Source organism: Rickettsia australis str. Phillips (assembly GCF_000273745.1).
Taxonomy (GTDB): Bacteria; Pseudomonadota; Alphaproteobacteria; order Rickettsiales; family Rickettsiaceae; genus Rickettsia; species Rickettsia australis.
Map to the genome: position 1 here is coordinate 1 of NZ_AKVZ01000001.1, position 23603 is coordinate 23603.

The window sequence follows — 23603 nt, forward strand, 5'->3', positions numbered from 1 at the left end:
AAGGAATAGGTAGTACCAAAATAAATCAAACTTAAATGACCTTGCAAATGGGTACTATCAAATTTCTTTCCTGCTTGATCTATAAGAGTAAACTTAATTTTAGGCGAATCGTCTGTATTACTAGTTTTTGCACCAATCTTAAACTTAGACAGAGTTAATGAAGAATAAAATAAACATAAAAATATTATACCCGTAATCATAGCTAAGGCTATAAAAATTTTTATAAGATACACTTGGTTTTTATTATGTCTCATAATCTAAGTAAAACTTATTCTTATCATATATGCAATAAAAATCATCTTTTACTATATTAAAGATCATAATATCCAAATTGTGATATTTTAGTTAAAAATTAGTTAATTTATTAACTAGATTAAAATTTTTTGAGTTAATCTTAAGGTTAAGATTATTAAATAAAAAACAACTAGGCAACAGATTAATCATGTACAATTATACCACTTATGTAAAACATTTAAATTATAAATTTAAAAAACAAGAAAATACGGCAATCGTAAGATAACACTATTTCTGAAATAGCATTTATTTCAAATACTAAATGACAACAATAATGAAACTCAACCGACACACACCCCTAAATCAAAATTCGTTTGAAATAACAGATAATATTAAACACAATAAAGCAGAAAATATGAGAAATACAATGATGTTGAACAAAGAAGAAGTAGAGGAGGCAGAAGAAGCAGAAATGGACAATTATTATATCTGATATGTTAAAGGATAAAAATTTTATCGACTTAATTAATAAAGATAGTGAGAAACATGAATCTATTATTGATAGGAGTAATAAAGCTATAATTATATTAGGACGAGAGAAAGAAGATTGAAATCTCATAGCTAATTTTCTTAAAGACGGTGAATTAATATTAGCAAGTAATGAGTATGGAGATTGGGACTGCTCAAAAAAAAGTCTAACAGAAAGTTCAAATATTTTAGATAGTTTTTATATAAAAAACGACAGGTATTTAACATATAAAAGTTCTTATTTGGATGCTTCTAATTCATCCTATGAATCTACTATTGATAAATTTTTGCTACAAAAAATTCTAAGTACGACTCCTACTAAATTTATATTAGCAATAAAAAATATTGAAACCAAAAACTTTCACTCTTCCCTTGTTAAAGCCAATCTAGAAAAACTTGTCGGTATATTTGAACAATTTACTAAATTATTGAGATATATTGATATAAATGAAGATAATTTATTTATAGTAGTGACCGATAGCCCAGCAAGCAATAATAATACTTAGTATATCTAAAAAAAATTATTGATGACATTATAACACTCGGTAATTTTAGCAATGAACAAAAGAGTATCATTAATAAAATAAAAGGTTCTATTTATTACCTCAAGCTAGCAAACAAGCAAAAGACTATAAAGATCTATTAAATATTACAGATGATAATTATATTATTCCAGATGAATATAATAAAATAACAATCGATGGTGAAAATCGAACATATATTTTAAATTCTATAAATGTAATTGATAAAGAAATACCAATTAGTATCAATGAGCTTAAAACATATATAGCAAAAATTGGAACAAAATATAAAAAGTAATGTAAGTTTTGAAGACAATGGCAAAACTATAGGAATTTTCTTAGAAATCGTTAAAAAACGAAATCAACTTTTAGAAACATCGAAATCAGAAAATAAATTAGAGAACCTTCTAAATTATCGTAAATATTTATCTGACATCAAATTTGCTGCAAAAAAAAATTTGGTTACAATTAATTCTGCAAAATGGTTTAATGGTTTAACGATTTATTTAGTAACCTTGGGGTATCTAATATAAAAAAAAGTTATTAGAATCATTTAAGCATACAATATGCAAAGATAAAGATTCATTCTATAACAAATTAAATGAGACTATTGAAAAATTTTATGAAGATATCAAAAATAACGATGTTTTAGATTTAAAAGCAATCAAGAATATATATAACTTAAAAAACTTTTTACAGCATATTAACAATTCTGACCCTAATGTTGAAAATCTAGATAATATTAAATGATTTTTAACAAAGAGCTTTAAGAATTTTAATAATGTATTAGGTATAACTATAAATAATAGCATTAGTAATTTAGAAAAACTAATAGGCTCAGTCAGCAAGCAAGAAGCTAAATCTCTTGGGAAGTATATTACCGCCTCTAAATCTATTACAGAAATATCTCAAAATCTCGATAAAGTAATATATGATAAGCTTTTACATAAACCTGTGTTACCTGATCAAGAGCTACCTATTTACAATTTATTAGAAAAATTACTAAAAGAACTTCTTAAATCTATTATTGATTGTTATAAAAACGAAAACTTATATAAACATCAATTAGCAGAAATTTATTGTCAACAAGCACAAAGCTATACAGCTCATGGCTCAACAAAACTATCTGAAGAATCAATAGAATTATATAAAAACGCTGCTAACCTTGGTTCTGAAGAGGCAAATATAACACTTGGGAAGATTGAATTTAAGAGCGAAAATTATGTAAAAGCTTTAGAATATTTCAAAAAATACTACTCGTATATCTTATGCACAAGAAGCTTTTAGTAAATTATTACATCTCAAAGAATCAGAACTAAAAAAGAACATACAGCAAAAGAATTCGCAAGATACAGCGAAATTAACATCATAAATAATTGAATTATATTCAAAACAAATTGATTTTTTATAACCAATATAATCTAGATATACCAGTAAAAAGTCTGCAAGATTCACTAAAAGTATGTTGCCTTAAACAAAAGCCCTCATAGAAGAACAAGGAAGACCTAAACCTTATGGAATATTATATGATTTGTCTAAAGAGTTAACATCAATGATTTCTTCACCGTGTAGTCAACTTAAATTTATACAAGAAGCTGAAAAATACAAAAATTTAGCAGAAAAATTTAAAGAAGAAACACTAGAAACTTATTATACGCATATTACGACAAGTCAGTCACATGATTCGTACTTTAAAGCATCTTTACTTAAATTCGATGATTGAAAAACCTTAATTCTTCATTTAGACCATATTATGATAATAATGAAGATTCTAGCAATATGTTAGGTGCGTGTTATAATTCCTCAGAGTATCCTAAATGAGAAAAATTTAATATCTCTTAATACAATTTTAATAGACAAGTAGAAATGTGGTGCTAGTATAAAAATAGCTATATTTAACGATGAATTAGGTTATGACAAATAATCAATTTTCCGAAGATACCAAAAAAATTGCTGATCAAATAAAAGATGCATTAATGGGTATTAGTGATGATCTTGTACTTGAGAGTAAAGAGGTAGAGGAAATTTTTGAAGAATTAAGCCAAAATGAAGAATTTGAGTATGAGATAGAACGAATACTTGCTATCTTAAACGAGCAAACTATGGATTTAACTCAACTGCAAAGCCGAATTATCTTATTAATCCGTAAATATTTAGGTAAAACTAAAAACTTAAAGCTTAAAATGCTTAAAATGGATGAGAAGCTCATTAACAAGAATGTTGCTGAAGTCAGTAATTATTTAATGCATCAGCATTCTAAAATAATTAGAGATGCTAATAAAAACCTTGCAAACCCAAAAGACAAATTGCAAGGTTTAACCAAACAAGCTAGAATAGACTTAAAGCGTTTAATAAAGAGCTTTGCCGTTTATCAAGTTTATATGTTTATGAACCCAAAAAGAATAGCAGGCGAAACAAAGCTAATGAACTTCGCCTATAACATGATAAGAGGAGGAATGAAGCTCGCTAAAAAATATGAAGGCGGCAAGGAAAAAGATATTAAATCATATTCACCTAGACTTATTAAAAAACTTGAAAAAGCTCATGCCGGCTTTAAAAAAAGTGGCGATATCTCAATTTAACTATTATATCTTTTTATAAAGAGCTTATACTAAGCTAACATTAACATTATGATAGGTATCAAGCTTTCAACTTAAATTATGCATGTAAACTTAATATTTCAGAACTAATAACTTGGGTACATCTTGGCTTGCAGTACTCAAGAAAAACACCATGCTCAACTTGTAAAAACATGCAACTCCTCCGGCCTCCTACTGTAACGGATAATATAAACGATACTGTTTGTTATGCAGAAATCGTACGGCTAGTACAAAAACTTGCTTAAGAAAATCACTTTAATCTTATCGAGCATTTAGCCGCACAAATATATGATATTATTTATCAAAATTTTATCAGATCTAAATTAGAAAAGATTTTTCTAAACATAACCGTTACTAAATTAAAATCACCGGTTTCAGGAGTGCATGGCGGAGTTTCTTTTTCTTATTCATGAAAGGAGGGACTATGATTTATATTTCTATAGGTAGTAATTTAGGTAATAGATTTTTAAATATTAAAAAAGCTCTAAATTTACTAAAAAGCTGTAATTTTAGATTGCTTAAGCAATCTATTATTTTTGAAACACAAGTTATTCTACCACCTAATGCCGATAAAGCTTGGAATAAACCATATTTAAATATGGTGGTGCATGGTAAAAGTACTTTAACGCCTAGTAAACTTCTAATTGAGCTTAAAAAGATTGAAAAACAACTAAGTAGAGCAAGCTCTTACGATAAATGGTCTCCAAGAGTTATTGACTTAGATATCCTACTTTGGAGTAATTACCATATAGATTTGCCTGATTTAAAAATACCGCATCCTGAATTATTAAACAGACCGTTTCTTATTCATCTAATTGCAGGTTTAAGTTTGGAATGTCGTTATTCATGTCCGACTAATAATTTTTACAACAATAAAACCTTTGCAGAAATAGCACATTTAATTGAAAATCAAGGAGTTATACGCTCTCTTGTTTTAAATCCTCAATTTGTCGTATTTTAAATATTACTCCTGATTTTTTTTCTGATGGAGGATTAAATTTTCATAAAGAAGATGCCGTTAGAAATTTTGTATGCTTGATAAATGAAGGAGCTAAAATAATTGAGCTGGGATCACAATCAACACGTCCTTCTGCTTTAATTATTAATGAAGATGAAGAATATGCAAGGCTTGAGAATGTTCTTGAAGAGCTTAGGGAAGTTATAAAGGAAAAAGAAGTTATAGTCAGTATTGATCGTTTCACTCCTGAAGTAATTAAACGTATTTTAAAAAAATACCATATTTCCTGTATAAACTTGGTTGAAAATAATCTAGATGACTATACATTACGATTAATTGCCGATTATAATTGTAAAATTATTACTATGCATTCATTAACCGTTCCACCGCAAAAACAAAAATGCCTTGATTTCGATAAATCTCCGCTTGCTAGCTTAGATATATGGACAGAGCAAGAAATAACAAGATTATACAAATGTGGATTTGATAAAAAAAATATCATTCTTGATCCTGGAATTGGTTTTGGAAAATCCGTTTATTAAAATTTATATATTACAACATATTAAAAAATTTAAAAATCTAGGATGTGAGATATTGGTAGGACACTCACGAAAATCTTATATTTCTGCTTTTTATAATTCCAAAACATCGGAAAGAGATTTAGAAACAATAGCAATATCAAAATCTTTAACAGAGCATGGAGCTGATTATTTACGAGTGCATAATGTTATAGAGCATCAAAAACTTTTTGTAGCAGACCATATGATTAAACAGTCATCTCATGAAAAATAGAAAAATCATCGGTATAATGGCATGTGACCCACAAGTAGTGATATGTAATAAAGGTCAGATGCCTTGGTCTTATACTAAGGAGTTTGAATATTTTTATCAGACGGTAAAAAATAATATTATAGTTATGGGACGAAAAATCTTTGACTCTATAGCTACAAAGATTTTAAAAAATTGTATTTGTATTGTTTTTTCAAAGAATGTACACCACAACTTTATAGTAACAATATATTGTTTATTAAATCTTTAGATGATTTTTGGCGGGTAATAAAACCTTTTACTGATAAGAAAATTTTTATGGTTGGAGGAGCAGAAATAGCGATTCTTTTCCTAGAGCAAAATCTTATTGATGAATTTTTACTTACAAAAATAAATAAAAATTATGATGGAGATACTGTTTTCCCTCTGAATCTTTTAGTAGAATGGCATCCTGTAATAATAGATAAAACAAATGATTATCAAATTTACAAGTTCATTAAAAAAGATGTAACATGAAATTTTTAGAACAGCTTAATATTGATCTTGAATAATATAACCTTTTAAATCATCCATTTTATCAATTATGGAATATGGGAAAACTTACTCATTCCACTTTACAAAGTTTACGCAAAAGAATATTATCATCACGTTACAGCTTTCCCACGTTATATAAGTGTAATACATTCCAAATGTAGTGATATACAAGTTAGGCAAATATTACTTGGTAATCTTATAGAAGAAGAACAAGGTGAAGAAAATCACCATGAACTATGGAAACGTTTTGCTGAAGGACTTAGGTGTTTAAGAAACTAGCTCACTTCAGCACCTCAATTAGACTCAACTCAAAAACTTGTTCAAGGTTATTTTAAATTAACAGAGGAATCTTTTTCTGTAGGTCTTGGACTACTTTATGCTTATGAGTGTCAGACTCCTGAAGTATCTGACTCTAAAATTCAAGGGTTGCAAAAATTTTATGGAATTTCAGATTACAGAACTTTACGATTTTTCATCGTGCATAGTAAAGTTGATCAATGGCATACACAAGAATGTGCAAATTTGATTAATAATTTAAGCCCACAAGAACAAAAATTAGTATATCAAGGAACGATAAAAGGTGCAAAACTACTATGGCAATTTCTAGACAGTATACCTCAAGTAAATGAAGAGTTGGTATACGAAGGTCAATTTTAAAAAGAGCAAGGAGTTCACAAGGCGAGGAGCGGAACGTATACTTAATACGTGAGTACCACAGCTCTTTAAGAACGACATAGCCAATTTTTGAAATTCACCTAGTATACAACGTATCAATAATTTAACTATTATTCTCTTTCATAAAATGAAAAATATCTTCCTACATTCCTTAAGCCTCGAAAATTATCGTAATTTTAAAAATCTTGAATTAAAAACAGATAATACACCAATAATTTTAATAGGTGAAAACGGTAGCGGTAAAACTAATGTTTTAGAAGCTATATCATTGTTTTATCCAGGTAGAGGAATGCGGTCGGCTAAACTTGACGATATATGCAAAGCTTCAGAAGATTATTGCATCGTTAAAGCTTTATTACAAAGTCAATTAGGACTGGCAGAGTTTAGTACGCATATCAAACGCAACTCAAATAGACGAATAACCGAATATAATGAAAGTAAAATAACTAATAATGAGTTAAGTAAATTCACTAGTATGGTATGGCTGACTCCACAAATGGAAGGAATCTTTACAAGCGGTAGCAGTGATAGAAGAAAATTTCTTGATAAAATAGTTTATAATTTTGATCCAAAGCATGCAGAGTTAGTTAGTAAATACGAATATTACATGCATGAGAGAAATAAAATTCTAGCAGAAGACATAAGAGATGATAATTGGCTTAAAATTATTGAAGAAAAGATGGCTGATCTATCCAGTCACATTGCTAATAATCGCTTAAAAACCTTAGAATTGATGCAGCAAGCAATAGATGAACTTGAAAATGAGTTTCCAAAAGCCGATTTATCGATTGATGGCATTGTTGAACAAAAAATATTAGATGGCGACGAAAATATTGTTAATTTTATTACTGCAGAACTTTATCAAACAAGAAGCAAAGATAAACTACTTGGTCGTACTAGCTTTGGAGTTCATAAAAGCGACTTTTTAGTGAAGCATCAAAAGAAAAATATCTTAGCCAAATTCTGTTCTACTGGTGAACAAAAAGCTATACTAATTGCAATAACCCTTGCTGAAATGAATTATGCTATAAAGCTAACTAAAATAGCACCGATTTTACTTGTAGATGAGGTCTTTGTGCATCTAGACGACAAAAGACGTCAATATTTAATCGAATTTTTTACCGCTTTAAGCATGCAGCTATGGGTTACCGCTACCGATCTAGAGGGAATAGAAAATTTTGCAAGTAAAGCACAATTGATTAAGTTATAGGTTGTATAATAATGTCATTTCTAGCTAAAAACGCTGTTATTGCATGGCTTTTATGTATTCCTACTTAAGGCTTGCTTGCGTGGAATAATCCACCGCTGTCATCCCGTGACTTGGATCGCGGGATCCAGTTAAAAATACTAATGATTTTAGTATTTTTTATTGTTTTTTAGATACCGTGGTCAAGCCACGGCATGACATTATAGAATTTTTCTAGAGCCATACAATAACACTTTATAAAAAATATTGCTTAATCTTTTAAAACTCCTTAGAATTATTTTTTTATTAAAGAAAAATATATGACAAAACAAGCTAATAAAATATCCTATGATGAAGTACCTTATCCTCCATTTACTTTCAGCTATACCTTCCCGCCGTATTTAAGAACTATCGGCAAACTATTCGGGCTAAACCCTTCACCTCTTGAGACTGCTAAAGTACTTGAGATCGGTTGCGGAGTCGGCGTTAATCTTGTTAACTTTGCTGAAACATATCCTAAATCACAATCTTTAGGTGTTGACTTATCCAAAATACAAATAGAATTAGGTCAAAAAATTATCAGCGATTTGAAAATAAAAAATATCGAACTAAAGGCATTATCTATATTGGACCTTGATGAGTCATACGGTAAGTTTGATTATATAGTTTGTCATGGCGTATATTCATGGGTGCCTAAAGAAGTACAAGATAAAATACTAGAAGTCTGTAATAAACTGCTAAATCCAAACGGTATAGCCTTTGTAAGCTATAATACGCTGCCTGGCTGGAACATGCAGAGAACAATACGTGAAATGATGATGTTTCATGCAGAGTTGTTTAATACTAGCCATGATAAATTACAGCAAGCTAGATTACTTTTAAAGTTCATCAATGACTCATTAGAAAATTCTACAACTCCTTATTCTCATTTCCTCCGAGATGAAGCAAAATTATTATCTGCATATACTGATTCATACGTACTACATGAATATTTAGGTGAAATTAATACAGGTATATATTTTCATCAATTCATAGAAAAATCTCAAAAAAATCATTTAAATTACTTAGGTGATACATCCATGACCGCAATGTTTATCGGTAATTTACCTACTAAGGCAGCAGAAAAGCTACAAGCCGTTAATGATATTGTGCGTACTGAGCAATATATGGATTTTATCACTAATAGAAAATTCCGCTCGACATTATTATGTCATCAAGACATACCTATAAACAGAAAAATTGAATTTAAAAATTTAAAAAAGTTTTACACTACCCTGAATATTAGACCGGTAACTCCGGAAAAAGAAGTTGATTTAACTAACGAACAGGAAAATATTAGCTTCTATTATGAAAATTTACCTGAGCCTTTTATTTCAACCACTTCGCCGATTATGAAAGCTATTTTATATGTATATACTGAAAATATTAGCAATCCGATAAGCTTAGAACAAGTAGCAAAAGAAGCTTTTAAAAAGCTTAATAAATATCAACTACAAGATTTCTTATCAGCATTAGAACAGCATTTGATCACATTCATTTTTCAAGGTTATCTCAAAATATTTGAAACCAAGCCGCATGCTATAGCAACTATCACTGAAAAACCTAAAACTAGCGAATTTGCAAGATACCAAGCAAAGCAAGCACATTTCAATAATTCAACTCACGTGTTTAGTATTACTAATAGAATTAACGATATGATAGGTATACCTATACACGAAAAATACATTTTAGAAATACTAGACGGTACGCATAATATTGATGATATTAGGAAAGTAGTTCTTGAAAAAATTAATTCAAAACTTTTAACTGCTCGTGACGATAAAGGACAAGAAGTAACTGATCCAAAATTGTTAAAAGAATTTGTTAACTATGTAGTTACTGTGTCTCTTGAGAAATTCCGGATGAACTATCTGTTAGTAGGGTAAGTTAGCATGACCTTGTCGTCATTGCAAGCGACTAAAAGGAGCGTGGCAATCCAGCAAAAATATACTTCAAGTAATGAAGAGCAGCTATACGAAGTTCAACTTGAAAAAGAGCAAGGAGTCTGTAACCCGAGGAGCACTTAATACGTGAGCATCCGAGGACTTACAAAGACGACGTAGCCAATTTTTCAAGTTCAACGAGTATATCTATGCTACTAATTTTTCACGTAATACTTCAACTAACTTATTAATTGCTTCGGTTGGGTGGATGTTTTCAAGGATAGCAAGTTCGCCTGCAAGTCTATTTAAAGCTGATTCGTATAGTGTTCTTTCACTGTAAGAACGATCATTATCAACATTTTTATGTAAGTCCCGTAATACTTCGGCTATGGCTACAATATTACCTGAGTTAATTTTGCCTTCATATTCTTGGGCTCTTCTACTCCACATCCTATTTCCTTGTTTTGGTTTACCTTGAAGAGTTGAGTATATGACATCTAAATCTTTTCTGCTTGCAACCGCTCTAAGACCAACAACCGCAGCTCTACTAACAGGCACTTTTAATGTCATTTTATCCTGTGAAAAGGAAATTACATATACTTTAATTTCAGTACCTGCAATAGTATGATATTCAATATTTGTTATTTCACCAACTCCATGTGCAGGATAGACAATTCTCTGCCCTATTTTAAACTCGGATTTTTGTGCGGTTTTATTTTCGGATTGTGTTGTATTTGCCATTATTAATTCCTCCGTAGTGGTTTTAGTGCCTAAGAACTTAATGTTAGACTATTATTTTTTATAGCATAGCACATTTTGCTTCTATTATAAAGTAGATATTTTTATTGCAATAAAATTGATACGCTTTTATTGTAGAGAGAGTTAATAGTTAAGGGAAAATTATGCGAAGTATTTTTATCGTGCTGATGTTTTTATTATTTTTGAGTAGTTGTTCAGAAGAAACAACACAAAATAAGAACCAAGAAGAGAAACAAATAATCGAGCAGGAGAATCTGCAAAACAACAACACTTCTCAAGAAATAAATCAAGAAGCAGGAAATTCTGAAAATGCAGCTGAATCGATAGTACCTGCTAACGATAATAATCAGACTGATGAAGTAGCAACGCCGGCTTCACAAGAACAAAAAAATCCTGAAATAAAACCTGTTAAAGTTACTTTTAAAGTTGATGTTAATGATATGGTTCTCGGTAACAAAAAATCAAATGTTATAGTAGTCGAGTATTTTTCTCCTACCTGTCCGCATTGTGCTTATTATCATCAAACAATTTTTCCGGCACTTAAGAAAAAATATATCGATACTAATAAAATTGCATATGTGGTTCGTGAATTTATTGCTACAAAACAAGATTTAGACGCTGCAATTTTAGCCCGCTGCAAGGGTGATATAAATAGTTTTGTACAGTTTCATAATATCATATTACAACAACAAGATAAATGGGCATATAGCAATAAATACAGAGAATTATTAACTGATATAGGTCAGCTTGGCGGTGTTACTCCGGAAGAATATAAGCAATGTTTAAATAGTGATAAAATTACTGAAACGCTAATTGCTAATACTAATTTTGTAGCAAAAGCACCAAAATTTATAGGTACTCCTTCTTTCTTCGTTAACGGAGTACAAACTGGAAATTATAGTATAGATAGTATTTCTACGGCAGTCGATAAAGCTTTAGAGGAGCAGAAAGAAAAAGCAAAAAATGAGATGAGTTTGTAATTTAATACTACGAGTAATTAAAGCATTACTAAACGAAGTTTAATTTGGAAAAAAGCAAGGAGTATATAAAGCGAGGAGCGGAGCATAGATAAACTACATGTGCACCGCAGATCTTAGTAATATGACGTAGCCAATTTTTCAAATTAAACGAGTATAGTATGAATACGGAAAAACTAAAAGATATCAAAGCAAGAATTAAAGACTTAAAAACTTCTAAGATTTCTAATTCTAAGGTTCAGCAAGAAATTAGCCAATTCACTATCGCTGTAGATTTAGTTTCAGGTACAATGGTAGGGGTCGTGATTGGAATATTTACGGATAAGTTTTTTAATTCTAAACCATTATTTATTATTGTATTTACAATAATAGGAATAATTGCCGGCTTTAACATTATAATGCAGAAAATAAGGAAATGACTCACAGCCCTTTAGCACAATTTGATATCAAAAAATTGATAGACATCAAAATGTTCGGTTTTGACATCAGCTTTACTAATTCGAGTATCTATATGTTACTTGCTAGCATCGTAGCTCTAACTTATTTTTACTTAGCTTTTTATAACCGAAAATTAGTACCTTCTAGATTACAAGTAAGTGCTGAAATAATTTATAATCTTGTAGCTGATATGTTAAATCAGAATATAGGAGTAAAAGGACGCAAATTTATTCCGTTAGTTTTTAGTTTGTTTATTTTTATTTTATTTTGTAATTTGCTTGGTATGACACCTTATAGCTTTACTGCTACTAGTCATATTATCGTTACTTTTACCTTAGCAATTCTAGTATTTTTAACGGTCACTATAGTTGGTTTCGTAAAACACGGCTTACGTTTTTTAACTCTTTTTTTACCATACGGTACTCCTTTATGGTTAGCACCCTTGATGATAGTAATTGAACTGTTTACATATTTAGCAAGACCGGTTAGTTTATCATTGCGACTTGCCGCTAATATGATGGCGGGACATGTTTTATTAAAAGTAATAGCCGGTTTTACCGTTTCATTAATGATTTACTTGAAATTTCTGCCAATCCCTCTTATAGTGATACTAATTGGGTTTGAAATTTTTGTTGCAATACTTCAAGCTTATATTTTTACTATTTTATCTTGTATGTATCTTAATGATGCTATTAATTTACACTAGGCCTGTCACACAACTTGCTTCTAAAGGTAATTTGTACGTCAATCCGATGCTTGAATCCTCACGTGCTTTTTTGGACGCTGCGGTTCTGTGCTTTGTATTTCCTTCAAATTCCTCTTTATTAACTTCGTTGTGCAAAAAGCCTATTATACAGTTAGATAAAATTTTTTGATTAATTAAAAGTTAGGTTTTTTATGGACATGGTTTCTTTAAAATTTATTGGTATAGGGCTTATGGCTATCGGCATGTACGGTGCGGCTCTAGGTGTTAGTAATATATTTAGCTCTCTACTTAGTTCAATAGCACGAAACCCTTCAGCTGCAGAAAACTTACAAAGAATGGCTCTGATCGGTGCAGGGCTTGCTGAAGCAATGGGACTTTTTTCCTTTGTAATTGCTATGTTACTTATTTTTTCTTAAAATTCATTTTTAAATAAGATGCCTCAATTTGATATTGCTACCTATTATTCACAAATTTTTTGGCTTATTGCTACTTTCGGCTTATTATATATCTTTGTTTATAAATTTATAACTCCAAAAGCCGAAGAAATTTTTGATAATAGACAGACAAAGATTCAATATAATATTACACAAGCCGATATGCTAACCCAAGAAGTAGAAAAGCTAAATAAATATTACAACGAGGAAATAGACAAAACAAATACCGAAATAGATAGGCTAAAAAAAGAAAAAATAGACTCTTTAGAATCAGAATTTTTAATTAAAAAAAAGAATCTAGAGCAAGATTTAAAAAACTCTATCAATCAAAATATTGAAGGTATAAATTTAGCTGCTCAGCAATTTAGAACTAATAAAAACGAAGCAATAATAAAGCTCGCAGTTAATATTATTGAGAAAATAGCCAGAATTAAAGCAGATATGAATTTACTACAAAATATAAAAGTAAAATAATGCATTTCCTAGATGAAAGCTTTTGGCTTGCCGTTAGTTTTGTAATTTTTGTATATTTAATTTATAGACCGGCAAAAAAAGCCATTTTAAATTCTTTAGATGCTAAGATTTTAGAAGTCCAAGAAAAAGTTCTAAAAGCTGAAAAGTTAAAAGAAGATGCTGCTTTGCTCTTTGAACAAACCAACGCACAAATACAAAAATTAGAAACTTTACGCTCTCAAATGATAGAAGAAAGTAATGAAGTTACCAAGCAACTCATTCAAGAAAAAACTAAAGAAATTGAAGAATTTTTAGAGCATAAAAAATCTGATGCTATACAGTTAATTCAAAACCAAAAATTAACCGCAAGTAAAGAGCTACAAGATGAATTTTGTGATGAAGTGATAAAACTTGTTTCCGAATATTTCCAATCAGCTAAGCTTTCAGAAAGTAATATTGCTAAAAATTTAATGGATAAATCTGATTCTTCTCGTGATGACAGTAAAACTACATAGTCACACTAATCACGACCTAACAATTTCTTTAGAATCGCTTTATCATCAACACATATCCGTAATATCGAGCCGTCAATAAAATATTCTGGATACTCGGTTGCTATTTTTTTTATTAATGTATGGTAGAATATAGCAAATTCTTTTTCACAAGTGAAATTTTTATTAGTATTATAAATAGCTATTAAACAAATTGCTTCAAAACATAACATTTTTGCTATTGCTATATTCTTAGTATTTGCTAAAGCTCCTAGTTGTTTTGCTAAATATCTATCACCTAAATAGCCTTTTACCCCTCATTTCCTAAAATTGAGAACTTACGATTCCATTTATCTTTAACAGCATTAATAAATATTTTATTTAAGACTCTTTTTTGTATTTTGTGTTTAATTTATAATAAGCAGCGCCAATGTTATAAGAAAGCCAGCAATATCATGGTGATTGCTTTGATACCATTCTTGTCTTATCTTTAATGCTGCTTTATGGTATTTTAGTGCTTTTTCAGTATCACCTAGTTTATCGTAAACTGCTCCAACATTATTAAGAGACATTGCAATATCCGGATGATTTCCTTTAAATAATACTTTATATATTTTAAAGGTTTCTTGATGATATTTTAATGATTCCTCAAATTTATATAATATATAGTCTTTATAACAACCTATTTTTTGATATAAATTTGCTTTCTAAATTTATCAATTTCAATATTATCATTTAATATTTTAATCACATGAGGATAAAGTATTTTTACACTTTTCCAGTCTTCATTTGAAATATTAGTTAATTGGGGGAATAAATCATCTAAGGCTTCTACTAGTTTAGCATGAATTTCTTTTTTATTTATTATATGCTCGAAGTGGTCGCTTATATAATTTTTTATTGAGATTTGTACTAACCTATGTAATTGTAAATTATTTTGTCCATTTTGGCATATCACGTTTACTATAGATAATGCTTCTAATCTTTTTATAGATTCTTGTAATTTCTCTTCATCTATTAGAAACAATTCTTTAAAAAAATCTATGTTAATAAAATCAGATTCTAAATACACTAAATATTGTAATATTTGCCAAACTGCTGGAGATTTTTCTAATGATTGCACTAATAAAATTGTTTCTATGTAATAATTTTCACTATTTTTTAAATTATTAATATAATCATTTACTTTAAGTAATTTATTTTCCTTTTAATACACTGCAGCTTTAGATAATTTAAATGGTAATACCTACTCTTCACCAAGCTCGTTTACTGCTTCTTTGCTAAAAGGTAGTAATTTAATATTTTCTATATTATCGCTTGAATTATTATGTCTAGTAGTAATTATCACCTGTGTCTTATCGTTAGGTATATTCATTATACTGTTAAGATAAGGCTCTATATCTGTATAGTCTTCGACATTATCAAAAATAAATAATATAGCCGGTTTTAAATTAGCAATCTTTTTATTAACCAAACTTATTATTAATTCTTCTGTTTTATTTTTATTTTTAATATTGATTCCTAGTTCCTCAGCAAGTTGTCTATATGTTCCAAGGACCTTGTCTGCAGAATCTACATAAATAAAACGTACTATTTTCTTTGCTTTATCTCTTTGTTTACAATCATATTCTATAACTATAGTACTTTTAGTTCCGACGAAAGCACTAACTGTTACAAATCGTTTTTTGTTTAAAGTTTCTTCTATTTTTTGTAATATTTCATTACGGACAATCAGATTATAAGTTGATCAAGGGGGTAAATTGCTAATTCTATTTTCTGTAACTTTAATTGATTCATTAGTAGTATAAGCCTTGCTATCTTCAATACTTCTTTTGCTTTAGGATTAACTTCAATTAACCTTAAAATGTGCTATCTTAAATCATCTACTTTAATGTTAGGTGAGCTTGTAAATATGTAGTCTTTGCTATTTTTACTTTCTATTTTATATTGCTCTTTTATGGTTTTTAATTGTTGTTTAACTAAACTCGATATTTTTTGTGCATCTATCTTTAGATTATTTAACTGACTTAAATAGTAATCGCTGCTTCCTTTATTATTCGTATTTGCTATATCTACAGACAAGTTTACTTTTGCTGTACGATAATGTCCTTTGTAAGAAAGTTCAAATTTGCCCTCAGGAGTTATGATCTCTTTTGACGGGTATCCTTGTGCGGCATTATTTTCTAAATGCTTATAAACCTCTAAAAATTGTCCAGTTGCAATATTACCGATTATAAGCTGATCGATTACCTCTAAAGAAGCTTCCAAATGTCGTTACAGTAGCATTTTTATATATGAGATTGCTTGCTAAAGGTATAAAATCAAGTGCCTTATTTATTAGTGTGTTATCTTTAGGATTATATTCTATGCGAGGCCAATCTAATATCTGTTCATATTTTATCGGCTTACCGGTTTTGGGATCAAAACTATCTAGTATTGGGTTAAGTAAATAGCTGGATAATGATAATACGCCATCTAACAAGGGAGTATAGTTTTTAATTATCGGTGTTTTATTTAATATATTTATTATCTTGCCTGTATGCTTTGGAGTAATTTTAGGGAATAATCTATATGATTTATTAATATGCGAATTACAGACATTTACAAAATTCGTAGCTGATAAATAAGTTGTTATATTTAAATTTTTCACGTCAAAGGTAGTTTCATGACTATGCATCTGTGGTTGAAGACTTTTTGTAGTAAAACCCTGACTATCAAATGTGATTGCCTTTGCTTTTGGATAATGAAAATCTCTATGAGCAAAATATAAACTAAACTCTGCAAGCCATGCACCTAAAGAATGGCCGGTAAAAGATAAATTATAATTGTTCCCTTCAGCATATTTGGTCATTTCCCCTGTAGCTTCATATGCGGGCGCTTGCTGTACAACTATCTGTCCACCCAGAACACTTTTAAAATAAGCTTTAAGCAGTGAATTAGTTTTAAACAAATCTAACTTTTCAAATGTAGCACCTCGATAAGCAAACACTATTTGTTTTGTATTTTCATTTATATATGCTAATATCTGCCTATTTTAGGCTTGTTAAATATTTTAAATAGTTTCCAATCTTTTAATTGTTCATTTCGGATTTTTACCTTTTCACTATTTTCTTTTTCTACAACAAATTTTACAATATCATTTTCTTTAGAATCTATATAAGCGTGCAAACTAAATAAACCATGCACAAAGTCATTAGGATGATGCTTATAGTTTTGATTATTTAAGATAATTTTACTTTCGATTTTTTGTACAAGATCATTAGAAGCATTAGGCATCTTGCCACAGCTTACATTACCGATAAAATTATTATTTTGGATTTTAGCAGCTATTTCCTCTAACTGTGGAAGCGTTAAATGTAAATTGCTAAAATCTAGATGAATAAATGAAGGGACGTTCTGTTCTAGACACGTTATAATTGTTTGATAATCACTTGTATTAACCGGATTTTTTGAAGAAAACACATCTGCTTTCATAAATATACTTAGCTCTAATTGAACTAAACCTTGCGTTTTTAACCAAACTTTTTGAAGCAAAATAAATTAAAAGTTATTACTTTCAACTATTATTTTTATTCTGAATTTCAAATTAGATTATTTGAGATAATGAGTTTATAGAAAAATATAGAATGGTGACCCCTACGGGACTCGAACCCGTGTTCCCACCGTGAAAGGGTGGTGTCCTAACCGCTAGACGAAGGGGCCTTCACTTTAAAAGCAGGCAAAAGACATATTAGTCACACCGTGGCCATGACCAGCTCAGTTTTTTTGTTGTCATTCCGTGATGTATTCACGGAATCCAGTTAAAAATACTAATATCAATATTTTTAGTTTTTCCCTGGATACCGTGGACAAGCCACGGTATGACAGTGATAGAATTAATCTACGACATGACAGTAAGTTAGAAGTTTTATACAACAACTTTGCAAATATTGCAAGTATAAAAATTATAGGTTGACCTTAAGCTTAACACTACCTTGATGACTTCTATAATGTTTATTTAGATAATAATTATAATCCAACGAAATAGTAGTATTCTTGATACTTCCTATAATACCCGTGCCTAAATTATAGGATGTTTTCGGTTGCTTCGGTATTAGATAATCCTGTTTGAATGTATTATCAAATATTTTAACAACTCTATTGATTCTTTGGGTTTTCTCTTTAAAAGTATGTTCTACCGCTCCTTGGAACGTTAGACCTAAATTATTAAATTTTAGAGCATCTTTTAAAGGTACTTTGACTTTAGTACCGACAATTCCGGACAATATATTATTCTCTTTCATTGTAAGAGCTATTTCTTGTACGTTAATACCAGTTTCATTATATACCCCATCTCGTGACTTCCCATATCTTAAGCCGATATTTGGGGTAATAACAAACTTGTTCTGCAAAAGATAATTATAATTCAGTAATGCTTCCGCATTATAACTATGATTACGATGTTTTACATTACTTCCAATTTTAGTATCACCGTATGAATAAGTTGTCTTATCTTTAATAAAGTTTTTAGAAGCAGATACTAAAGCTTGTAGTGCAAAATTCCTCGGTAATTCTTTTTGTCCGTAAATAGAAATCACATGACTATCAATAAGTTCTTTGTCATTATTTTTACTATTTTTAAATTTAAATACTGAATGAACATTACTGTAAGCTATACCTAAAATATTATTGTCGATTTCAACGTCAAACCCAATAGTAGCACCTTTGTTAGTACCTCTATAACCGTTCATATTTTCTACGCGTCCATGATTATTAGTGCCGTACATACCACGCATCCACAAACCTCTTTTTATACAAGACTCTTCTTCATCACCTGCTCCTACCGCTACAATATTATTAGCCATATTCATAGATGCATCTAATCTGTTACGAATCATATTATTTACAATAGTATTAACAACTTTCGCTTGATTTAAAGTAGGAGCATTTTCTGAAATTTGCGTTTGCATTTCTTTTTTTGCTTTCTGTTCAAGAGGAATAGCAGTATCAACTTCTGTTATTTTAAGGTTATCCCCATCGTAATCGGATAATTGCTCTATTATTTCTGCTTCCTCTTCAAATCCTGAATCATACCCTTCTTCATCTTCGCTACCATCGCCTAATTCTAAACATTCCTTTTCTCTATCGTCACTTAACGCCAATGCACACTCATTACTTGATACATGTAGTGCAAGTAACCCTGTATCTCCTGCTTTTTGAATACCAAATTCTGTTACTTCTGTGTCTTCTAGTTCTTCATGGCCTACAGGTAAGGTAGATTCTGATTTACCATCTGACACTAACATTTCTTGTAACAACGACTGAGCAAAAATATCTTCAGCTTCCTCGCTCGTATACTGCTCTAGAAGTAACGAAGAAATTTTTTCATCATGTTCTTGTAATTGTGCATTTATTGCTAAAAGCATTCTTGCATCTAATTCATTTACATCATGTATACTATTACTTATATAAGCTATTGCTTCTTTAATATGAGTAAGTTCTTCACTGCTAGAACTTGAACCAAGCAATTCTTCCATTTTTTGTATTTTATTGCTTAATACTCTTATATAGGTATCTACAGAACCCTTATTAGTTTCTATAGTTAGAGTATCTACTGGAGGCACAACATCACGACTACTTAAATCATGACCGTTGTATAAGCTGTTTAGGCTACTAGCTGAAGATGAACGTAAAAATACCGGCTTACTCTCAGTTACCTTAGGCTTAGATTCCGTATCTAGATACTTTATCTCCCCTTCTAACCAAATCTTTTCTTTCGACATCTCAAATACTTCGAGCATTAACTTCTTAAATTTTGGATCATCGTGATTTAAAGTATCTAACTCCAATTCCTTAGCTTTATAATCATTGGTTATTTTTTCATGTTCAGATTTTAATTTCCCTAATTTCATAACATTAGAACCGCTTAAATCCTCTAAGCCGTTAATTGAAGGTGATAACACCGACTTATATTCTGCTTGCTTTAATTGTGATGATACAGATCCAGCTAAATCAAGAGCTTCTAGACTTTTTGATCTAGGTTCTTTTAACTGTTGCGATTCTGCAAGAACTACCAAATCCAAACTATTAATGGAATCAGTCACTTTTTTAGGCGTTTTATAATATTTCTGTCTATGCTCATCACGAAGGTCTTGCGTTAATTTAAAGCTATTATTATGTTGCCCAAATAACTTAGCTGCATTTTCTACTGCCTCTTTTGCCTGAGTACTATTTGGAGTTTTTATTGCATTTTGAACAGCTTGGTTATGTGCCGTTTCAGCTTTTACTAGTTTAGCTTCTGTCTCTTTCTTCCTATTATATGTTAATATAGGTTGTATTTTAGGATGAATTTCATTTGCCACTGCTCTAAATTCATCATCACTTAATGCTGATGTTTCTGATAATAACATATTTGTTATTATCAGGGACTTTTCTTGCTGTATTTGGCTTAGTGAAGGAAATGACGCTAGGTTATTTAATTCCTCTACATATTGAGGTATTACCGAAGCACCGATTGGCAAGCTCCCAAGTCCTAAATCAATGCTTTTAAGCCCTTCTTCTTCCGGATATAAGTCTAAATATGTTGTAAAGTTAGGATTTGAACCTTCTTTTGAACGATTTTCTTGTATTTGCTGCTGAACTTTTATTGGCTCTAAGTACCCATCTTCATCCTCCGGCAAAGTTCTCTGAAGCTCATGACTTAATGGCATTGTTGACTTTGCTGTTAGCAACTGCTTAGAAATAGTAGCAATAGAAGCAGTGGTTGACGGAGTAAGAACTAGTCCCTCTAGTTTTTTTATACTTCCTTCAATCTTATCATTTGTTACCATTGCAACATAATTGCCCATTTGCTCTTGCAGTTTTTTTAGCTTTGTTCTACTTACTTCCTTTTTTGCATCATTCAATATTTTTTGAGCTCCATCTGCCGCCACTTTTATAGCTTTTTCTTGCTTCTTTATTTTCGATAATTGTTTTTGTGCTTCTTGTCTTTGCTTTTTATCCTCTATAGCTCCTACTTTTAATTCTAATTCTTGCAACATGTTCGATGTTGTATTAGCATTTGATATTTGCTGCATTTTGTTTGCAATATCTTCCCTGAGTCCTAATATATCTCTTGCTTTTTCTTTTTGATAATTTTCTTCTTTTCTTTTCTTTTCTCTTTCAGTGCTTTGCTTATTATCCTTTTGTTGCTGTTTTTTTGTTTTTGCTTCAGCAATATGTTGTTGATTTTGTTCTAATTGAACTCCTCCTCTTTCACTTATTAGATCTTTGTATTCTGCACTATTTCTTTTTACTTCATTTACTTCCATTCTCCTTTTATTGACTACAGCTTGTCTAGCAGCATTGACTTTCTGCTGTTGAGTAAGCACCTCTAGTTGTTGCTGCTGATTTAAGAATGGCCCAACCAGCGGCATCTCCGTAACCGGAGCTTTTCCTTGGGGTTTTGTTAAAACTATCCCACCTATTTCTCTAGATAAACTATTTGCTTCCTCGTTTTTATTTGTTAACTTTTGTTGAAGTGCATCTATTTTTTTATTATTTTCTTTTACTTTTGCACTATCTTTATCCAATTCACGCTTATTTTTTACTCCTCCTGTCTTTTTGTTCCAACTAGCTAGACTCCTATTTTCTTCATCTAATTCTTTTATTTTTATTCCTATCGCTGCAGCTTCTAACTTTAGTGCTTTTGTTTTTTTCTGTGATAAAACTATCTGTTTTTGTAGCTGTTGTAATGGTTTTTTATTTTTTTGCCTTGGGTATTTTTAATTGTCGATTCTACTTCAGCTAACTTGATTCCTAACATCTTATTAACTCGTAATATATTACTTACCATTCCTGCTGCAATTTCAGTACTGCTTTTGTTGATAGGCAACGGTATAGGTGTTGTCGGTATCGGAGGAACTATTGATTTACTAGGCTGTACTGTCTGTTGCGGTTCGCTACTGCTAAACGATAATCTTCGTACTGCCTTTGAGTTTGTATTTGGTGGTGTCTTAGCTCCTAAATGATCATTTGGTTGAGCATCTTGAGTAGGCTGATACGGAGTCGCCGGTGTTGATGACGGAGTACCAAGTGCCATAGTATAATGTTCCGGTGATGCCAGAGTAGTATTTGGTGTATTAGGTGCAGTGACAAAGCCATTTGAAGCTGGGCTAACAGTAGGCGAAGACGCTGTTATCATCATTTCTGGTTTTTGAGGAGTTTGCTCTGTTGGTTCAGGAGTATAATTATTTTGATTTTGCTCTACTTTTTCAGCACCTACAAGTGTTTTGCTTCTAGTAATTGGTCGTGCGTTTCTTGCTTTCCCGACATCAGACTTACTACGTGCTACCACTTTATAATGATCCTCTATAGGAATATCTTTTAATGGATTAAATGCTTTAGGTTGCTTAGATATTTCCATTTCTCTTATTGCAGATGTAGTATATGTGTTTACTTCCGATTCCGGTACAATTACTGTCCCTATTTGCGGCGAGGTACTTATCGTATCTTTATTTAGCGATAATTTCCTACTGAGTTCGGTGCGAAATGCTTCTTTACTCATCGCCATTCCTTCAACAGGCATTACCATTACCGCTCCTACTGAAATAGAGGCAAGCATAGAATATTTTAAAAATCTTGATTTTTTTAGTAAATTTTGTTCTGTTAACTTATTCATTACAAATATCTCAATTTAAATTAAAATTTTATATACATAAACGTTGGGCATTATAATAAATAAGTTAATAAAAAGCAATATATAAGTTAATTGATCTTAACTTATAATTACAAGAGAATGTTATTCTAATGATTGAAAATATAATAGATATAATGTAATGTATTTTTAACTGTTGATTGGAAATGCTACAATATTTTAAAAAACTTTGGAAGCAGTATAATTTTAAATATTTGGTATTTTGTTAGTTTTATTTATGGTATTATTGTTTATTTTTTGCTTGATTTTGAGTTTTCATTTATAACAATTTTTTTCATTTTTTGTGCTTGCTTAATATCAACCTTTACTAGATATTCTAATATATTTTTACAGTTTGTTTACTGAATGATTATTGCTTTTATTTTTGGCGTATTTATCTCTAAATATCGTGTGACAAATTTACACGGTGCAACACTTCATAAACCAATAATAACAAAAATTAGCGGTAAAATAGAATCAATAAAACCGACTACTATAGGAGAACAAGTAGTATTAGGTAGTAGAAAAAATTAATCGTGGTTTACGAAAAGTAAAGATTAGCATACCGAAAATATATACAAGAAATTAGGGTAAATGGCAGAATTACTTTGCTTGCTAAACTCTAAGCCGCAAAATAGTATACTCCCCCCGGGGGATATGATTTTGGTTTTTATGCTTATCTATCGGATATAAGGGGCAAACGGCTATGCCATGTCGCAGCCATAAATTATAGAACGTAACGAGACAAATTTTGATAGCTTTATTT

Annotated in this window: 28 protein-coding genes, 1 tRNA gene and 4 pseudogenes; 21 read left to right on the top strand and 12 right to left on the bottom strand. The window is 30.4% G+C overall.

From position 1 onward, the window contains the following. Window positions 1-254 (bottom strand): annotated as a pseudogene (locus A452_RS0100005) (SCO family protein); the annotation flags it as partial. 314 nt (window positions 255-568) lie between these two features. Between A452_RS0100005 and A452_RS10975 the strand changes: the two are divergent. The 14 genes and pseudogenes from A452_RS10975 (at window position 569) to A452_RS0100075 (ending at window position 9929) form a co-directional block, all read left to right on the top strand. Beyond that, window positions 569-727, top strand: a complete 159-nt coding sequence (locus A452_RS10975; protein WP_017208434.1) for a hypothetical protein — start codon at window positions 569-571, stop codon at window positions 725-727. A gap of 277 nt (window positions 728-1004) precedes the next feature. Beyond that, entirely contained in the window at window positions 1005-1268 is a 264-nt protein-coding gene (locus tag A452_RS0100020; protein WP_014412044.1) for a hypothetical protein, read from the top strand. A gap of 290 nt (window positions 1269-1558) precedes the next feature. Further along, on the top strand, window positions 1559-1816 hold the full coding sequence (locus tag A452_RS0100025; RefSeq protein ID WP_014412043.1) for a hypothetical protein: 258 nt from the start codon (window positions 1559-1561) through the stop codon (window positions 1814-1816). Window positions 1817-2237: 421 nt separating this feature from the next. Further along, window positions 2238-2570, top strand: coding sequence for a hypothetical protein (locus A452_RS07685; RefSeq protein WP_017208436.1), 333 nt, complete (start codon window positions 2238-2240; stop codon window positions 2568-2570). Between the two features lie 244 nt (window positions 2571-2814). After that, on the top strand, window positions 2815-3006 hold the full coding sequence (locus A452_RS07690) for a hypothetical protein (protein WP_238533846.1): 192 nt from the start codon (window positions 2815-2817) through the stop codon (window positions 3004-3006). A 190-nt stretch (window positions 3007-3196) separates the two neighbouring features. Continuing rightward, on the top strand, window positions 3197-3865 hold the full coding sequence (locus A452_RS0100040) for a DUF5394 family protein (RefSeq protein WP_017208438.1): 669 nt from the start codon (window positions 3197-3199) through the stop codon (window positions 3863-3865). A gap of 170 nt (window positions 3866-4035) precedes the next feature. Beyond that, window positions 4036-4128 carry a dihydroneopterin aldolase gene (locus tag A452_RS11620; protein ID WP_238533847.1) on the top strand — a complete coding sequence of 31 codons (93 nt, stop codon included), beginning with the start codon at window positions 4036-4038 and terminating at the stop codon, window positions 4126-4128. A gap of 179 nt (window positions 4129-4307) precedes the next feature. Continuing rightward, entirely contained in the window at window positions 4308-4844 is a 537-nt protein-coding gene (folK, locus tag A452_RS09145) for a 2-amino-4-hydroxy-6-hydroxymethyldihydropteridine diphosphokinase (protein WP_162828816.1), read from the top strand. A gap of 53 nt (window positions 4845-4897) precedes the next feature. Next, window positions 4898-5383 (top strand): annotated as a pseudogene (locus A452_RS11625) (dihydropteroate synthase); the annotation flags it as partial. 52 nt (window positions 5384-5435) lie between these two features. Beyond that, window positions 5436-5633, top strand: a complete 198-nt coding sequence (locus A452_RS12385; protein WP_274517395.1) for a pterin-binding domain-containing protein — start codon at window positions 5436-5438, stop codon at window positions 5631-5633. Continuing rightward, window positions 5623-6125, top strand: a pseudogene (locus A452_RS12675) (dihydrofolate reductase). The gene A452_RS12385 and the pseudogene A452_RS12675 overlap by 11 nt, the downstream one beginning before the upstream one ends. Before the next feature lie 162 nt (window positions 6126-6287). Further along, window positions 6288-6800, top strand: a pseudogene (locus A452_RS07705) (CADD family putative folate metabolism protein). A gap of 145 nt (window positions 6801-6945) precedes the next feature. Further along, on the top strand, window positions 6946-8028 hold the full coding sequence (gene recF / locus A452_RS0100070; protein ID WP_014412040.1) for a DNA replication/repair protein RecF: 1083 nt from the start codon (window positions 6946-6948) through the stop codon (window positions 8026-8028). A gap of 296 nt (window positions 8029-8324) precedes the next feature. Next, window positions 8325-9929, top strand: coding sequence for a class I SAM-dependent methyltransferase (locus tag A452_RS0100075; protein WP_014412039.1), 1605 nt, complete (start codon window positions 8325-8327; stop codon window positions 9927-9929). 204 nt (window positions 9930-10133) lie between these two features. On the opposite strand, the gene A452_RS0100080 is transcribed toward A452_RS0100075, so the two are convergent. Further along, a complete protein-coding gene (locus A452_RS0100080; protein WP_014412038.1) occupies window positions 10134-10667 on the bottom strand; it encodes a CarD family transcriptional regulator in 534 nt (177 codons plus the stop codon). Between the two features lie 161 nt (window positions 10668-10828). Here A452_RS0100080 and A452_RS0100085 point away from each other — a divergent pair, with 161 nt between their 5' ends. From A452_RS0100085 to A452_RS0100110, 6 genes are all read left to right on the top strand, one after another. Continuing rightward, a complete protein-coding gene (locus A452_RS0100085) occupies window positions 10829-11665 on the top strand; it encodes a DsbA family protein (RefSeq protein ID WP_025999523.1) in 837 nt (278 codons plus the stop codon). A 158-nt stretch (window positions 11666-11823) separates the two neighbouring features. Continuing rightward, window positions 11824-12081, top strand: coding sequence for an AtpZ/AtpI family protein (locus tag A452_RS0100090; protein WP_014412036.1), 258 nt, complete (start codon window positions 11824-11826; stop codon window positions 12079-12081). Further along, window positions 12078-12806 carry a F0F1 ATP synthase subunit A gene (locus A452_RS0100095; RefSeq protein WP_014412035.1) on the top strand — a complete coding sequence of 243 codons (729 nt, stop codon included), beginning with the start codon at window positions 12078-12080 and terminating at the stop codon, window positions 12804-12806. Before A452_RS0100090 ends, A452_RS0100095 begins: the two co-directional genes overlap by 4 nt. Before the next feature lie 191 nt (window positions 12807-12997). Beyond that, window positions 12998-13222 carry a F0F1 ATP synthase subunit C gene (locus A452_RS0100100; protein ID WP_010420727.1) on the top strand — a complete coding sequence of 75 codons (225 nt, stop codon included), beginning with the start codon at window positions 12998-13000 and terminating at the stop codon, window positions 13220-13222. Window positions 13223-13240: 18 nt separating this feature from the next. Next, window positions 13241-13714: a F0F1 ATP synthase subunit B family protein gene (locus tag A452_RS0100105; protein WP_014412033.1), complete on the top strand. Its 474-nt coding sequence runs from the start codon at window positions 13241-13243 to the stop codon at window positions 13712-13714. After that, complete coding sequence (locus A452_RS0100110) at window positions 13714-14208, top strand: F0F1 ATP synthase subunit B (protein WP_014412032.1); 495 nt, start codon at window positions 13714-13716, stop codon at window positions 14206-14208. Before A452_RS0100105 ends, A452_RS0100110 begins: the two co-directional genes overlap by 1 nt. A gap of 5 nt (window positions 14209-14213) precedes the next feature. Here the strand turns inward: A452_RS0100110 and A452_RS0100115 are convergent, their stop codons facing one another. From A452_RS0100115 to A452_RS11640, 10 genes are all read right to left on the bottom strand, one after another. Beyond that, window positions 14214-14417, bottom strand: coding sequence for a hypothetical protein (locus A452_RS0100115; RefSeq protein ID WP_017208443.1), 204 nt, complete (start codon window positions 14415-14417; stop codon window positions 14214-14216). Window positions 14418-14591: 174 nt separating this feature from the next. Then, window positions 14592-14870: a tetratricopeptide repeat protein gene (locus A452_RS11505; protein WP_196794051.1), complete on the bottom strand. Its 279-nt coding sequence runs from the start codon at window positions 14868-14870 to the stop codon at window positions 14592-14594. Beyond that, window positions 14867-15307 (bottom strand): hypothetical protein, encoded by a 441-nt coding sequence (locus A452_RS11510; protein ID WP_017208445.1) that lies wholly within the window; start codon window positions 15305-15307, stop codon window positions 14867-14869. The genes A452_RS11505 and A452_RS11510 overlap by 4 nt, the downstream gene beginning before the upstream one ends. A 123-nt stretch (window positions 15308-15430) precedes the next feature. Continuing rightward, a complete protein-coding gene (locus tag A452_RS11630) occupies window positions 15431-15658 on the bottom strand; it encodes a hypothetical protein (protein ID WP_014412031.1) in 228 nt (75 codons plus the stop codon). A 395-nt stretch (window positions 15659-16053) separates the two neighbouring features. Next, entirely contained in the window at window positions 16054-16452 is a 399-nt protein-coding gene (locus tag A452_RS0100135; RefSeq protein WP_017208446.1) for a hypothetical protein, read from the bottom strand. After that, the gene (locus tag A452_RS10700; RefSeq protein ID WP_017208447.1) at window positions 16409-17173 is read right to left on the bottom strand and encodes an alpha/beta hydrolase family protein; all 765 of its coding nucleotides are present in this window, start codon (window positions 17171-17173) and stop codon (window positions 16409-16411) included. Before A452_RS10700 ends, A452_RS0100135 begins: the two co-directional genes overlap by 44 nt. A gap of 29 nt (window positions 17174-17202) precedes the next feature. Continuing rightward, window positions 17203-17718, bottom strand: coding sequence for a hypothetical protein (locus A452_RS11635; protein WP_014412030.1), 516 nt, complete (start codon window positions 17716-17718; stop codon window positions 17203-17205). A gap of 93 nt (window positions 17719-17811) precedes the next feature. Then, window positions 17812-17886, bottom strand: a tRNA-Glu gene (locus A452_RS0100160). A 242-nt stretch (window positions 17887-18128) separates the two neighbouring features. Further along, entirely contained in the window at window positions 18129-21734 is a 3606-nt protein-coding gene (locus A452_RS07725) for an autotransporter domain-containing protein (protein ID WP_410524388.1), read from the bottom strand. Between the two features lie 137 nt (window positions 21735-21871). After that, window positions 21872-22822, bottom strand: coding sequence for a hypothetical protein (locus tag A452_RS11640; protein ID WP_410524389.1), 951 nt, complete (start codon window positions 22820-22822; stop codon window positions 21872-21874). Between the two features lie 381 nt (window positions 22823-23203). Here A452_RS11640 and A452_RS10985 point away from each other — a divergent pair, with 381 nt between their 5' ends. Beyond that, on the top strand, window positions 23204-23371 hold the full coding sequence (locus tag A452_RS10985; RefSeq protein WP_017208448.1) for a hypothetical protein: 168 nt from the start codon (window positions 23204-23206) through the stop codon (window positions 23369-23371). Window positions 23372-23603 lie beyond the last annotated feature (232 nt).